This is a genomic window from Nocardia sp. AB354, assembly GCF_049538315.1.
Classification (GTDB): domain Bacteria; phylum Actinomycetota; class Actinomycetes; order Mycobacteriales; family Mycobacteriaceae; genus Nocardia; species Nocardia nova.
The window spans coordinates 1-13,913 of the sequence record NZ_JBMVFU010000032.1; the positions used below are offsets into that span (position 1 = coordinate 1).

A 13,913-nucleotide genomic window follows, 5' to 3' on the forward strand; every position below is an offset into this window, starting at 1 on the left:
CTTGGTCTTCCACGCCCCGGGCCACGATCAGCGTCGTTTCCTGGATCTGTTCGCACGCGACCTCGCCCCACGCCTGCGCGCACTCTGAGCGCCGCCTCTGCCGCAGCGGATGTCACGTCCGGTCCATCGGGACCGGACGTGACATCCGTGCGTTCGGCGCGGCCTTGGGCTGCTCAGTTCCGGGTCAGGGCGAACAGGCGCAGATCGCGCGTCGTGCGGCTGCGGTAGGCGGCATAGGCTTCGGTCGTCTCCACGAACCGGTCGAAGATCCGCTGCTTACGCTCCGGATCCTCGATCAGCTGTGCGCGCACCGGAATGCTCTGTCCCGCAAGGGTTACGGTCGCCTCGGGGTCTGCCAGCAGGTTGGCGGTCCACGCCGGATGGCTGGACTGACCGAAGTTGCTGCCGATCACGTACAGCGTGTCGCCGTCGTGGACGTACAACAGCGGGGAGGTGCGGGGCTGCCCGGACTTGCGGCCGGTGGTGGTGAGCAGGACGATCGGCGCGCCGATCGGTCCGAGCACGGTGTAGCGAGCGCCGGTGCGCTGCAACACCTTCCGGTCCAGCGGGGTGAGGGTGCGGACCACCCGCGAACCGAACTTCGTCGCGGCGAACGCGCTCGCGGTGCGTCCGAGCAGACCGGTCCGCGAACCCCACTGCCGATCCGGAAACTGTGCCGTCATGGACAGTGATCCTAAGGCTCCGGCCGCAGTCGCGAGGGCGGGTGAGAGCGTTTACCGCCGGATCGCGGCCGCGAATTCGTAGCCCCGGCGCCAGTCGCCGTCGCGCGGCGCGGTGAGCAGGTGTTCCACACCCGCCTCGGCATAGGCGTCGAACAGTTCCCGGGCTTCGCCGAGCTCGGCGGGTAGCGGCGTGACGACTGAGACAGTCGGTGTGTTCCGGCCGAACTCCGCGGCGAATTCGGTCACTTCCTTTGTGGCAGTAGCTACTTCCTGCGGCGCGAGGCCGATCGCGAGCCAGCCGTCGGCGAATTCGGCCGCCCGGCGCCGGGCACGCGGACCGTCGCCGGCCACCAGAATCGGCGGAACCTTCGCACCGGGTGCGAGCGTGACCTCGGTGCCGTCCGGCAGGACCGCGGGCCGGCCCGCGATCAGGTCGGGCAGTACGCGCAGATTCTCGTCGGTGCGCCGGCCCCGGTCGGCGAACGACAACCCGGCCGCTCGCCAGCCGATATCGCCGTGGGCGGGATTGCCGGTGCCGACACCCAGCAGGAGCCGATCCGAGGACACGTACTGCAGCGCGCCGATCTGCTTGGCCGCCCACGCGGCCGGGCGCAGTGCGAGCAGCAGCACGCCGTAGCCGATCCGAATCCGTTCGGTCACCGCCGCCGCGGTCGCCAGCGTGACCGAACTCTCCAGAATCGGCGCGCTGGCCACGAGGTGGTCGGTCGACCACACCGAATCGAGCCCGACCTCCTCGGCGAACCGCGCCGCGGCGCCGACATCGCCGATGATCGGCTGCTGGGGATCGGGAGTGGAGGTGGGGAGGAAGGTTCCGAGTTGCATGAGACAAGACTATGGGCTGATCGTGAGCCGTTGAATGGTCGAGAAGCGCACGAGTATGTCCGTAACACTCATCGAGCCCGCTTGCAGAACCAGTCCACAGTCAGCCGAATGTGATTTCACCGGCACCGCCCGTGCGGACGACCGCGGGCGCGGATCCCCTCACTAAGCTCGGGACCATGGCCGAACCCGCACCCTCCATCGTGTTCATCGCGTCACTGGAAGGTGACACCGGCAAATCCACCGTGGCGCTGGGCATGTTGCAGATGCTCTCGGCGACGACGCCGCGGGTGGGCGTCTTCCGGCCGATCACCCGGTCCAACCGCGGCCGCGACTACATTCTCGAGCTGCTGCTCGAACACTGCACCGCCGATATCGACTACGACCAGGCGGTCGGGGTGACCTACGAGCAGGTGCACGCCGATCCCGACGCCGCGATCAGTGAGATCGTGATGCGCTTCCACGAGGTCGCCAAGGTCTGCGACGCCGTGGTGGTGGTCGGCAGCGACTACACCGATGTCGCCGGGCCCAGCGAACTGCGCTACAACGCCCGGATCGCGGTCAACCTCGGCGCGCCGGTCCTGCTGGTGCTGCGCGGGGCCGGTCGCAGCCCCGAGGAGGTCGTGCAGGTCGCCCGGGTCTGCGAGGCCGAACTCGAACACGAGCACGCGCAGCTCATGGCGATCATCGTCAACCGCTGCGATCCCGAGCGGCTCGAGGACGTGCGGAAGGCGATGGGGGTGCTGCCCTGTCCGTCGTGGACGATGCCGGAGGTGCCGCTGCTGACCGCGCCGACCATGAACGAACTCTGCGAGGCCATCGACGGCACCGTCTACTCGGGCGATCCGGAACTGCTGCAGCGCGAGGCGCTGAAGGTGATGGTCGGCGGGATGACCGCCGAGCACATTCTCGAGCGGCTCAGCGACGGCGTCGCGGTGATCGTGCCGGGCGACCGCTCCGACGTCCTGCTGTCGCTGGTGAACGCGCACGAGGCGGAGGGATTTCCGTCGCTGTCGGGCATCATCATGAACGGTGGCATGTTGCCGGATCCGGCGATCGCGCGCCTGATGGAGGGCCTCAAGCCGAAACTGCCCATCCTCACCACGCAGCTGGGCACATTCGACACCGCCAGCGCCGCCGCCCACACCCGCGGGCGGGTCTCGCTCAGCAGTATGCGCAAGGTCGACACCGCGCTGGCGCTGATGGAGCAGCGGGTGGACAGCCGGAAGCTGCTGGATCTCATCGAAGTTCCGGTGCCGTCGGTGGTCACTCCGCAGATGTTCGAATATCAGCTGGTGGAACGGGCTCGTGCCGATCCGCGCCGGATCGTGTTGCCGGAGGGCGACGACGATCGCATCCTGCGGGCGGCCGGCCGCGTGCTGCAACGCAAGATCGCGGAGCTGACCATCCTCGGTGACGAGGCCACCGTACGTGCCCGTGCGGCCGAACTCGGCGTCGATATCGAGGCCGCCCAGGTACTCGATCCGCGGACCAGCGAGTTGCGCGCGGAGTTCGCCGAAGAGTTCGCGCGGCTGCGCGCGCACAAGGGAATGACGGTCGAGCGGGCCCGCGAATACATGGCCGACATCTCGTATTTCGGCACCATGATGGTGCACCGGGGCATCGCCGACGGCATGGTCTCCGGCGCCGCGCACACCACCGCGCATACGATTCGGCCCTCATTCGAGATCATCAAGACCGAACCCGGCGTCTCGACGGTGTCCAGTGTGTTCCTGATGTGCCTGGCCGATCGGGTGCTGGCCTACGGCGACTGCGCGGTGGTGCCGGATCCGACCTCCGAACAGCTCTCCGATATCGCGATCTCCTCCGCCCGCACCGCGCAGCAGTTCGGGATCGAGCCCCGGGTGGCGATGCTGTCGTATTCGACGGGCGAGTCCGGTTCGGGTGCCGATGTCGACAAGGTCAGGGCCGCAACCGAACTCGTGCACCGGCGCGCGCCGCAGCTGCCGGTGGAGGGGCCGATCCAGTACGACGCCGCGATCGAACCGACGGTCGCCAGCGCCAAACTCCCGCATTCCGATGTCGCCGGGCGCGCGACGGTGTTCATCTTCCCGGACCTCAATACCGGTAACAACACCTACAAGGCCGTGCAGCGCAGCGCGGGCGCGGTGGCGATCGGACCGGTGCTCCAGGGATTACGCAAACCGGTCAACGACCTGTCGCGCGGCGCCCTGGTGGCCGACATCGTGAACACTGTGGCTATTACGGCGATTCAGGCGCAGCAGCAGGAGGCACGGTGAGCGACCATCGCGCAGCGGCTCGCTGTGCCGACCGGGTGCGGGTGGCCCGCAGGACACAGGAGGCACGGTGAGCGACCATCGCGCAGCGGCTCGCTGCGCCGACCGGGTGCGGGTGGCCCGCAGGACACAGGAGGCGCGGGTTTGATGCAGGTATTGGTGATCAATTCGGGGTCGTCGTCGATCAAATATCAACTGCTGGACCCGGTTTCGGCGCATGTGGCGGCGTCCGGGCTGGTGTCGCGCATCGGGGAGCCGGTATCCGAGGACGAGGTCACCGTCGAACATCACAGTGACGGAAAGAATTTCGAACACACCGGCCAGATCTCCGATCACGCCGCCGGGCTGCGGGTGGTCTTCGACCTGTTCGCCCGCAGCGGTCACGATCTGAGCGGCGAGGGGCTCTCGGCGGTCGGACATCGGGTCGTGCACGGTGGCGAGGTCTTCTACGAACCGACCCTGATCACCGATGCCGTGGTGGAATCCATCGACAAACTCTCCACCCTGGCGCCACTGCACAACCCGGCCAACGTCACCGGTATCCGTTCCGCGCGTGCCCTGCTGCCCGATCTCCCGCAGGTCGCGGTTTTCGACACCGCCTTCTTCCACGGACTGCCCGACGCCGCGAAGACCTATGCCATCGACGCCGGTGTCGCCGCCGCGCACGGTGTCCGGCGCTACGGGTTTCACGGCACCTCGCACGAGTACGTGTCCGGGCGGGTGTCCGAACTGCTCGGCGGCGACCCGTCCGAGCACAACCAGATCGTCCTGCATCTGGGCAACGGCGCCTCGGCCTCGGCGATTCGCGGCGGCCGGGCCGTGGACACCAGCATGGGACTGACGCCGCTGGAGGGACTGGTGATGGGCACCCGGTCCGGCGATATCGATCCGGGTATTCCGCTGCACTTGGCGCGGACCGCGGGGCTGGACATCGACGGCATCGACGAACTGCTCAACCGCCGCTCCGGCATCAAGGGGTTGTCCGGGGTCAACGACTTCCGGCAGTTGTTCGGGCTGATCGAATCCGGCGATGCCGCGGCGCGTTTGGCGTATGACGTCTACGTGCATCGGTTGCGCCATTACATCGGCGCCTATCTGGTGGATCTGGGCCGGGTCGACGCGATCACCTTCACCGCCGGAGTCGGGGAGAACAACGCGCAGGTGCGCGCCGACGCGCTGGCCGGGCTGGAACGCTTCGGCATCGCGGTGGATCCGGTGCGCAACACCGCGAAAGATCGTGCGGCGCGCCGTATTTCGCCGCCGGACGCGGAGGTGGCCGTGCTGGTGGTGCCGACCGACGAGGAACTGGCCATCGCCCGCGCGGCCGCCGCGCTGGTGGGCTGAACGGGGCTCAGAACCAGCTCTTGGCGCGAATCGCGTTCGCCAGATCCACCAGCGCGTACCGGTGCGTCCGGCCGGGGGCGGTGCGGGCCAGTGCGCGCAGGCCCGATTCGATCCCCCGCCGCAGCCCGCGTTCGGTGAACGGTTGTCCGAGCAGGGTGCGGTCGGACGCCTGAGGGCGGTTCCCGGCCTGCAACCACGCCAGGGCGGTGCCGAGGACCAGGACCCGCAGCTGCGCGACCCGGCGTTCCGCGGCGGGCAGCGCCTGCAACCGCGCCGCGGCGACGTGCAGGGTCGACTCCGCCGGCCGATCGGTGCCGACGTGCGCCTGCCGGCGATCGCCGCCGCCTTCGGACTCCGTGTCGCCGGGCTCGGTGGGGTGTCCGGTGAGGAGTAACAGGACCGCGGTCAGCCGCGCCTCGGTGTAGTGGCGGGAGGCGGAGGGGACCTCGTCCAGGGCCGCCACCGCCGCGGTGACCCGGCCGTCGGCGGCCAATTGCCGGGCGAGCCCGAAGGCCGCGCTGACCACGCCGCGGTCGGTCCGCCACACCGTCGCGTAGAACTTCTCGGCGCAGTGCCGCCACTGCGCGGGGTCCGGCGAATCCCACTGTTGCAGAACCAGTTCCGCGGTCGCGGCGATCGCGAGTTTGGGTGCGATCTCACCGGGCAGCGCGCACAGCACCGCGTCGAAACAGTCGTAGGCGCGTTCGTAATCCTGCTCGCGCAACGCGATCAGGCCCTGGAACCAGTCGGTGCGCCAATCCTGTACGCCCAGGTGACCGAGCAGCTCGCGGGCCGCGGCCGGCTGGTCGAGATCGAGGTGGATGCGCACCTCGGCCAGGGTGGCCTCGGTGGCGAAACTGTCCGGCGCGCCACCCGGCGCGGTCTCGGCTCGGCGCCGCGCGGCCCGCACCGCGTCGAGGGCATGCTCCGGTTCGGAATGCACGGTCCCGGCCAGCAGCGCGGCCGAGGGATCGGCCGGATCGATCAGCGGCACCGGCAGGGCGGCGGCGATATCGCGGGCCGCGAGACTCTTGTCGCGGACCACGCCGTCGGCGTAGACGTCGGTCTGCCCGATCAGCTCGTCGGTGCCGAAACTGGTACGCGGCGGGCTGAACAGCGTCGAGAGCTGCGGATGTTCGGTTCCGGTGTCGGTGGCCAGGATTTCGCGCAGCACACCCGCGAGCTGTGTGGTCATCACCCGGGCCGAGGGGAAACGGCGGTCCGGATCGGGATCGGTCGCGGTCAGCAACAGCCGATGCAGGAATTCGTACCGAGCCAGCACCGGTTCGATGTCCGGATGCGGGATGCCGTCGGTGTAGCGGCCGGCGACCATCGGGATGTTCACGGTCAGCACCGCCAGGGTCCGGCCGACCGTGTAGATGTCGGTGGCCGCGGTGGGGCCGGTGGTGGCGATCTCGGGCGCCTGGAAACCCTTGGTGCCGTAGAGATTTCCGTACGAGTCGAAGGGAGCCGTCGCGCCCAGGTCGATCAGTTTCACCTGGTCCTCGGTGACCATGATGTTGTCGGGCTTGAGGTCGTTGTAGGCCAGCTCGAGCGCGTGCAGATATTCCAGCGCGGGCAGGATCTCCAGGATGTAGGCGATCGCCTCGGGCACCGGCATCCGCTCCGGCCGCGGATGTGTGTCGAGCAGATCGCGCAGCGAACGTCCGCCCACGTACTCCATGACGATGTAGCCGATCGGCGAGCCGCCGGGCCCCGGATGTTCGACGAAGTTGTGAATCTTGACGATGCTCGGATGGGCCAGTTCGGCCAGATATTGCCGTTCGGCGACGGCGACCGCCTGGGCCTCGGCATCGCCGCCGTGCAGCAGGCCCTTCAACACCACCCAGCGGTCGCTGACATTGCGATCGATCGCGAGATAGATCCAGCCGAGTCCGCCGTGCGCGATACAGCCCTGGATCTCGTACTGTCCGGCGACGCGATCGCCGGCACGCAGATAGGGGCGGAAATCGTAAGGGGCGCCGCAGTTGTCGCAGATTCCGACGGCAGTGGCGGCGTGGGCAGGCGTCGTGCGCCCGACCGGCCGGCCGCAGCGCCAGCAGTACCGCCGCCCCTCGGCCACCACCGGATCGGCGAGGACGGCCACCATCGGATCCATCTGCGGCACAGTGGGAATCGGCACCAGGCCGGCGCCCAGGCGGCGCACGGTCGGGCGGGAGCGGACCGTGCGCCCGCTGCGCCCGGTGGGGCGACTCGGCTCGCTCGCATACGACGAGGTGTCGGGACCTCCGGTGCCGGTCGCGGCGGCAGCGGTGTCGGGGCCGGTGAAAGGCGTTGCGGCCGTGGATGCGTCGGCGCGCTGCGTGCCGGGGGTGTTCCGCGGCCCTGGGGGGTGCTGAGTTCCCGGGGTGCGCTGGGTCTGGGGGTGGTGCCGTGTCCCGGGAGTTCGCTGGGTCGGCGGCGGTTCCGGGGCACGGCGGGGCTGCGGTGTCGTCGGATTGTCGCCGGTATCCGGGGTGGAGGTGAGCGACGTCGGCGGGGGATCGGATTCGGAGAATGCGTGGTTTTCGGACATCGATCAGTCCCGATAGGTCGGTTCCGGCGGTCCGGCCGCGGGACCCAGCGCGGGCGCCAGCCAATGCTGATAGAGCCGATCCCAGGTCCCGTCGGTGCGCAACCGCTGCAGGGTGGCATTCACGAATCGGACCATATCGTCGTTCCCCTTCGGCACGCCGACGCCGTAGGGTTCGTCGCTGAGGGCAGGACCCACCACCTCGGCGTAGGGATCCTGCGCCGCCAGCCCGGCGAGCAGCGCGTCGTCGGTGCTGACCGCGTCGACCTGGCGCTGCTGCAACACCACCAGGCAGTCCGCCCAGGTCGGGACCGTCATGATCGCGGCCGTCGGCTGGATGTGTCGAATCCGGTCGAGGGAGGTGGTGCCGCCCACCGCGCATACGCGTTTGCCGGCCAGATCCGCCATCGAGCCGATGCCGGAGCCCTTCACGGCCAGCACGCGCTGATGCGACATCAGATACGCGGTGGAGAAGTCCACGCGCTGACGTCGATCGCAGGTGATGGTCATGGTCTTCACCACGACGTCGACGCTGTGATCCTGCAGTGCCCGTTCGCGATCCGCCGAGCCGAGGATCCGGTATTCGATGCGGCGCGGATCGCCGAACAGATCGCGCGCGATCTCGGCGGCGACGTCGACGTCGAATCCGGCCAGGGTGCCGCTGATCGGATCGCGGAAGCTGAACAGATTGCTGCCCGGGTCCAGGCCGACCAGCAGGCGCCCGCGCGCGCGGACGGCGTCGAGGGCCGGTCCGTGATCGGCGCCGGGACGCAGGCTGGCGGTGGGATTGCCGCATTGTGGTTCGAGATCGGATGCGGGGGCCGACTGCGGTTGTGTCACAACGGCATTGGCGGGCAGTGGCGGTTCGGTGTAATTGCCGCTGCCGCCGGTGCGCGGGGTGGCCGGCGCACCGCCGCAGCCCCCGGCCAGCAGAGCCGATGCCGCCAATGCCGCTGCCGCGACCCGCCTCGCCCTCATCGGTACTCCCTCAAACGCGGCCACAACCCGGCCACCACGAACACCGCCGCCAGCGCGGCCAGCGTGAGTGCGCCCGGCGCCAGGAAATCCAGCGCACGCGCGGCATCGGATATTTCCCCGCGCAACGTATTTCGCGTTTCCCCCATGCCGGCGGCGAGCGCGGTGTCGAGGGTGTCGACGGCGGCGCTGGCCTGCGCCGGGGCCGCGCCGATCGCCACCACGGTGGCCGCCGGGAAATCGCCGCGGCCCAGCGCGTCGTTCATCCGCTGATGTGCCGAGCGCCAACGGCCCAGTGCCGCATGCGCATTGCGCACATCGTCGGCCCCCGGTGCGTCGCCGGGATAGTGGGTGAGCAGATCGTCGAGCCGCGCGGTGGCCGTGTCGTAGGTGTGGTCGTAGTCGCCGCTGGCATCGCGGCGCACCAGTTTCAGCGTCTCCGCCGCTCGCGCCTGCTGGGCGAGGATGCGGCTCTCGGTGAGCTGTGCGCCCGGGACCGCGCCGTCGTCGCGTCCCGAGCTGGTCGCCACCGCCGAGAACGATCCGGCGATCACCGTCCAGGCCAGCAGGATCAGCAGAATGCCCGAGGCCACCAGCAGCCCCGGATTGAGCACCCGATGCCAGCGCCGGGCCAGGTAGAACTGCGCCGCCACCAGTGCGGCGAGGGTCAGGATCGGCAGTACGATCGCCGCCCACGGCGGCCGCACGTGCCGGCGCTGGGTCGCCGCGATCGCCGCGGACCGGTGCTCCTGCAACTCCTGTGCGGTCGGAAGCATGGTGGTCTGCATGAGATTCGACGCCTCACTCAGATAGGCGGCGCCGACGGGATGGCCTTCGCGATTGTTGGCGCGTGCGGTCTCGATCAGCCCGGTGTAGACCGGCAGTTCGGTGGCCACACCGGTGCGCAGGCGGGTGTCGGCGTCGGGCGTGGCCGAGCCGGGCGTGCCGGCGTTGTCGGACTGGGCCACCAGTTCGGCCGCGGCCTCACCGACCGCCTGGTCGTAGCGATCGCGCACCGGTTTCGGCTCCAGCCCGCCCGAGATGAAGGCGGTGCCGGCGGCCGCGTCGGCCACCGACAGCGAGGTGTAGAGATGCTGGGCGGAATTGGCGTCGGGTTCGGCCTCGTCGAGCAGATAGTCCAGGGCGTGCTGGCGGTTGCCCACCTCGCCCGAGGTCACGGCGCCCGCGACCAGGCACAGCCCGAGCAGCAGCAGGCCCAGCGCGATCAACCGGGCGGGGGACGAGCGCGCGAACGCCCGGACATCGGTCGCGTCGAGCCGGCTGCGCACGGCGGCCGCCGCGGCCCGCGGGGACAGCTCGTCGAGCTGCGAATGCCCGATTCGAGCCATGCCCACCTCCGTTCGTTCAGCGGGTTGCATTGTGCGGACTGAGCTTATTGTGGTCGTACCGGTACCGCCCGATATGTGTCGGTCACGACGGCGGTACCCGGAGGCCGGCGATCAGGACGCCGGCGCGGATCGGGACGAGGCGGAGCATGCGCGGTGACGGAGACGGCTTCTTGGAAAGCCCCGATGGGACGCGGCAGTGGGGCCTGTTCGGGGCCGCCGGACTGCTGCTGCGGGCACCCCGGCAGGGCGGCGGCGCGCTGGTGCTGCTGCAACATCGGGCGCCGTGGAGCCATCAGGGCGGAACGTGGGCGCTGCCCGGTGGTGCACGCGACAGTCATGAGACCAGCGTGCACGCTGCGGTGCGCGAGGCGCAGGAAGAAGCCGGAATCGATCCGGATGCGGTGCGGGTGCGCGGCAGCCGGGTGACGAGTACCGCGGACTCCGGCTGGACCTACACCACCGTGGTGGCCGATGTGTCGGAAACCTTGGCTACCACGGCAAATCGCGAAAGTGCGGAGCTGGCGTGGGTTCCCGAGGAGGAGGTCGACGCCCGGCCGCTGCATCCCGGATTCGCCGCCGCATGGCCCGGATTGCGGGCGGCCGCGGCCCGGCTCGAACTCGACGGCCTCGCCGAGGCGGCCGCCATCGCGGCGGCGCTGCCGCGCACGGTCGACCTCGCCGATCGCGGATTCCTGTGGCTGGACGCCCACGACTCCGCCGCGCCGACCGCCCGGATCGCGCAGCGCGAGAACGGATCCGGCGGATTCGTGCGGTACGAGGAAACGCTGGTCCTGACCCTGGACCAGGTGCTGGGCTGAACGCCGTGTGTGAATAGCCGTGTCCTCCCCATGTGTACGGCTGTGGATCAGTTCGCCGCGTTCTCCAGCAGCCGCTGTTTGAGTTCGCGGGCGGCGGCCTGAGGATCGCGCGCCGCGGTGATGGCACGCACCACGACCACCCGGTCGGCGCCGGCCGCGAGCACCTCCGGCAGGCGGTCGCGATCGATACCGCCGATCGCGAACCACGGCCGGGTCGGATGCGACTCCGCGGTCGACCGCACCAGCTCGATACCCGCCGCGGTGCGGCCCGGTTTGGTCGGTGTGTTCCACACCGGCCCGGTGCAGAAGTAGTCGATGTGCTCGTCGACGACCGCGAGTCCGGCCTGATTGCGATTGTGGGTGGACCGGCCGATCACCACATCGGGCCCGACGATCCGGCGGGCGTACCAGGGCGGCAGGTCGCCTTGGCCCAGATGCAGCACGTCGGCGCCGGCGGCCAGCGCGATATCGGCGCGATCGTTGACGGCGACCAGCGCGCCGTGGCGGCGGGCGGCGGCCTTCAGTTCGGCCAGCGCACCGAGTTCGGCACCGGCCTCGAGCGGCCCGAACTTCGCTTCGCCGGCCGAACCCTTGTCACGCAGCTGGATGATGTCGACGCCGCCGGAGAGCGCCGCCTCGGCGAACGCGGCCAGATCACCGGTATCGCGCCGGGCGTCGGTGCACAGGTAGAGCCGGGCCGAGGCCAGGCGTTCGCGCGGTGCCATCGGGCGTTGCGGTTGGGACGGTTGCACGGCTTCGACCGTAGCCGCGCTACCGTGGAGAGGCGAAACAAGAGGGCATTCCCGCAGCGATGGCGGCCGCGCGGGAACGCCGATTTCCCGGTGTCGGCCGTGCACGGCGCGGTGGGTGCGAGTCCGGGACCCGAGCGAGGTGGAGTGATGCGAAGTCTGGCCGTCGTCGGTGGGGGTGTGATCGGTCTGGCGGTGGCCTGGCGGGCCGCCGAACAGGGCTGGTCGGTGACGATTCTCGATCCCGGCGTGGGGTCCGGCGCGTCCTGGGTCGCGGGCGGCATGCTCGCCCCGCTCTCGGAGGGCTGGCCCGGCGAGGACGATCTGCTCGAATTCGGTGCCGCCTCGCTGCGGCGGTGGCCGGAATTCGGCGCGCGGCTGCGCGAGGCCACCGGGGTCGACGTCTTCGTGGCCGGACAGACCCTCACCCTCGCGCTGGACGCGGCCGATGCCGCCGACCTGCGCACGATCGCCGACTTCTGCGGCACCCGCGGATATCCGATGCGCGTGCTCGACCGGGCCGGGGTCCGCGCGACCGAGGCCGGTCTGTCGCGCACCGTCCGGGCCGGCCTGCTCGCGGTGGACGAACCGGCGGTGGACAACCGCCTGCTCCTCGACGCCCTCCGCCGGGGTTGTGCACAGGCCGGTGTGCACATCGAGCCCGTGTCGGTGGCGGCGGTGGACGAACTCGACCACGACCGGATCGTGCTGGCCGCGGGTTCGGCCAGCGCCCGGCTGTGGGATCTGCCGGTGCGGCCGGTCAAGGGCGAGATCCTGCGGTTGCGCCGGCGTCCGGGCACCCCGCCGCCGCCGTCCTCGGTGATCCGCGCGCGGGTGCACGGCCGGCCGGTCTATCTGGTCCCGCGCGCCGACGGCCTGGTGGTCGGCGCCACCCAGTACGAGGCCGGATTCGACACCACCGTGACCGTCGCGGGGGTCCGCGATCTGATCGCCGACGCCGAGTCCGTGTGGCCGGCTCTCGGCGAATACGAACTGGCGGAGGCCGCCGCGGGCGGACGTCCCGGTACGCCCGACAACCTGCCGCTGATCGGATGGCTCTCGGATCGGGTGATCGCCGCCACCGGCCACGGCCGCAACGGCATCCTCGGCGTACCGATCACCGTCGACGCGGTGGCGGCGCTGCTGGCCGGAGACGTCCTCGCCGAGGCGAAGGCCGCCGATCCGCACCGCTTCGCTGCCGCCGAAACCGCTACTCCCGCATCATCATCAGGAGGTAACCAGTGACCGCGCAACCGAGGTCCGCGTCCACATCGATCCCCATCGGCGTCACGGTGAACGGCACCGAACACGCCTTCGCGGAGCCGCTCACCGTCCGGGAACTGCTCGAGCGGCTCGAACTGCCGTGCCGCGGCGTCGCCCTGGCGGTCGACGGTGCGCTGTTCCCGAAGTCGCGGTGGGACGAGCCGGTCGGCCGCGGCTGGGAGATCGAGGTCCTGACGGCGGTGCAGGGTGGCTGACATGTCGGGTACCGAACCGCTACCGGCCGAGCCACTGCGGATCGCGGATCGGGAATTCGGCTCCCGGCTGATCATGGGAACCGGCGGTGCGGAGAATCTGGCGGTGCTCGAGGAGGCGCTGGTCGCCTCCGGCACCGAATTGACCACGGTCGCCATGCGCCGCATCGACGCCGCGGGCGGAACGGGCGTGCTCGACCTGCTCAAACGCCTCGACATCGCCCCGCTGCCCAATACCGCCGGCTGTCGTACCGCGGCCGAGGCGGTGCTCACCGCACAGCTGGCGCGCGAGGCGCTGGAGACCCACTGGGTGAAACTCGAGGTCATCGCCGACGAACGCACGCTGCTGCCCGACGCCATCGAATTGGTCTCGGCCGCAGAGCAATTGGTCGACGACGGCTTCGTGGTGCTGCCCTACACCACCGACGATCCGGTGCTCGCGCGACGCCTGGAGGATGCCGGCTGCGCCGCGGTCATGCCGCTCGGTTCGCCGATCGGCACCGGCCTCGGTATCGGCAATCCGCACAATATCGAGATGATCGTCGAGGCCGCCGGGGTTCCGGTCGTGCTGGACGCGGGAATCGGTACGGCGAGTGACGCGGCGCTGGCGATGGAACTCGGCTGTTCGGCGGTGTTGCTCGCGACCGCCGTCACCCGGGCCCGGCATCCGGCTCGGATGGCGAGGGCGATGGCCGCCGCGGTGCAGGCCGGTCATCTGGCGCGCCACGCCGGGCGTATCCCCAAGCGGTTCTGGGCCCAGGCGTCCTCACCCGCGGTGTGACCACGGGGATGTCCCCAGGTCGCGGCTGGGTGAGCCCACCGGGACCCTAGGGGTCCCCCTCATCCTCGAGGATGACCGGACTCGCGACCTGTGAGCGATGGTCGCGTG

The 13,913-nt window shown here is 70.2% G+C and carries 12 protein-coding genes and 1 pseudogene; 7 read left to right on the forward strand and 6 right to left on the reverse strand.

Features of this window, described 5'->3' with window-relative positions:
* Positions 1 to 88 (forward strand): annotated as a pseudogene (locus ACPCUW_RS31325) (F420-dependent glucose-6-phosphate dehydrogenase); the annotation flags it as partial.
* Between the two features lie 85 nt (positions 89 to 173).
* Here ACPCUW_RS31325 and ACPCUW_RS31330 read toward each other — a convergent pair.
* Both ACPCUW_RS31330 and ACPCUW_RS31335 read right to left on the reverse strand, forming a co-directional pair.
* Positions 174 to 683 (reverse strand): nitroreductase/quinone reductase family protein, encoded by a 510-nt coding sequence (locus ACPCUW_RS31330; protein ID WP_305781380.1) that lies wholly within the window; start codon positions 681 to 683, stop codon positions 174 to 176.
* Positions 684 to 734: 51 nt separating this feature from the next.
* A complete protein-coding gene (locus tag ACPCUW_RS31335; RefSeq protein WP_305781381.1) occupies positions 735 to 1,526 on the reverse strand; it encodes an LLM class flavin-dependent oxidoreductase in 792 nt (263 codons plus the stop codon).
* Positions 1,527 to 1,702: 176 nt separating this feature from the next.
* Between ACPCUW_RS31335 and pta the strand changes: the two genes are divergently transcribed.
* Entirely contained in the window at positions 1,703 to 3,784 is a 2,082-nt protein-coding gene (gene pta / locus ACPCUW_RS31340) for a phosphate acetyltransferase (RefSeq protein WP_063015266.1), read from the forward strand.
* A 144-nt stretch (positions 3,785 to 3,928) separates the two neighbouring features.
* On the forward strand, positions 3,929 to 5,125 hold the full coding sequence (locus tag ACPCUW_RS31345; RefSeq protein WP_063015255.1) for an acetate kinase: 1,197 nt from the start codon (positions 3,929 to 3,931) through the stop codon (positions 5,123 to 5,125).
* A 7-nt stretch (positions 5,126 to 5,132) separates the two neighbouring features.
* Here ACPCUW_RS31345 and ACPCUW_RS31350 read toward each other — a convergent pair whose 3' ends face one another.
* Genes ACPCUW_RS31350 through ACPCUW_RS31360 form a run of 3 tightly spaced genes read right to left on the reverse strand, consistent with a single transcriptional unit; the run spans position 5,133 to position 9,982 of the window.
* Positions 5,133 to 7,661 carry a tetratricopeptide repeat protein gene (locus ACPCUW_RS31350; RefSeq protein WP_423428841.1) on the reverse strand — a complete coding sequence of 843 codons (2,529 nt, stop codon included), beginning with the start codon at positions 7,659 to 7,661 and terminating at the stop codon, positions 5,133 to 5,135.
* 3 nt (positions 7,662 to 7,664) lie between these two features.
* Positions 7,665 to 8,636 (reverse strand): glutamate ABC transporter substrate-binding protein, encoded by a 972-nt coding sequence (locus ACPCUW_RS31355; protein WP_063015254.1) that lies wholly within the window; start codon positions 8,634 to 8,636, stop codon positions 7,665 to 7,667.
* The gene (locus ACPCUW_RS31360) at positions 8,633 to 9,982 is read right to left on the reverse strand and encodes a hypothetical protein (RefSeq protein ID WP_423428843.1); all 1,350 of its coding nucleotides are present in this window, start codon (positions 9,980 to 9,982) and stop codon (positions 8,633 to 8,635) included. The genes ACPCUW_RS31355 and ACPCUW_RS31360 overlap by 4 nt, the downstream gene beginning before the upstream one ends.
* 146 nt (positions 9,983 to 10,128) lie before the next feature.
* On the opposite strand from ACPCUW_RS31360, the gene ACPCUW_RS31365 reads away from it, so the two are divergent.
* Complete coding sequence (locus tag ACPCUW_RS31365; protein WP_082857083.1) at positions 10,129 to 10,800, forward strand: NUDIX hydrolase; 672 nt, start codon at positions 10,129 to 10,131, stop codon at positions 10,798 to 10,800.
* Between the two features lie 47 nt (positions 10,801 to 10,847).
* Here the strand turns inward: ACPCUW_RS31365 and thiE are convergent, their stop codons facing one another.
* Positions 10,848 to 11,552, reverse strand: a complete 705-nt coding sequence (thiE, locus tag ACPCUW_RS31370; RefSeq protein WP_030516618.1) for a thiamine phosphate synthase — start codon at positions 11,550 to 11,552, stop codon at positions 10,848 to 10,850.
* 147 nt (positions 11,553 to 11,699) lie between these two features.
* Here thiE and thiO point away from each other — a divergent pair, with 147 nt between their 5' ends.
* The 3 genes from thiO to ACPCUW_RS31385 are packed head-to-tail and all read left to right on the forward strand — an operon-like array spanning position 11,700 to position 13,805.
* Positions 11,700 to 12,794: a glycine oxidase ThiO gene (gene thiO / locus ACPCUW_RS31375; protein WP_423428846.1), complete on the forward strand. Its 1,095-nt coding sequence runs from the start codon at positions 11,700 to 11,702 to the stop codon at positions 12,792 to 12,794.
* Positions 12,791 to 13,027 (forward strand): sulfur carrier protein ThiS, encoded by a 237-nt coding sequence (thiS, locus tag ACPCUW_RS31380; protein WP_423428848.1) that lies wholly within the window; start codon positions 12,791 to 12,793, stop codon positions 13,025 to 13,027. Before thiO ends, thiS begins: the two co-directional genes overlap by 4 nt.
* Before the next feature lies 1 nt (position 13,028).
* Positions 13,029 to 13,805 carry a thiazole synthase gene (locus ACPCUW_RS31385; protein ID WP_063015250.1) on the forward strand — a complete coding sequence of 259 codons (777 nt, stop codon included), beginning with the start codon at positions 13,029 to 13,031 and terminating at the stop codon, positions 13,803 to 13,805.
* The last annotated feature ends 108 nt before the right edge of the window (positions 13,806 to 13,913 follow it).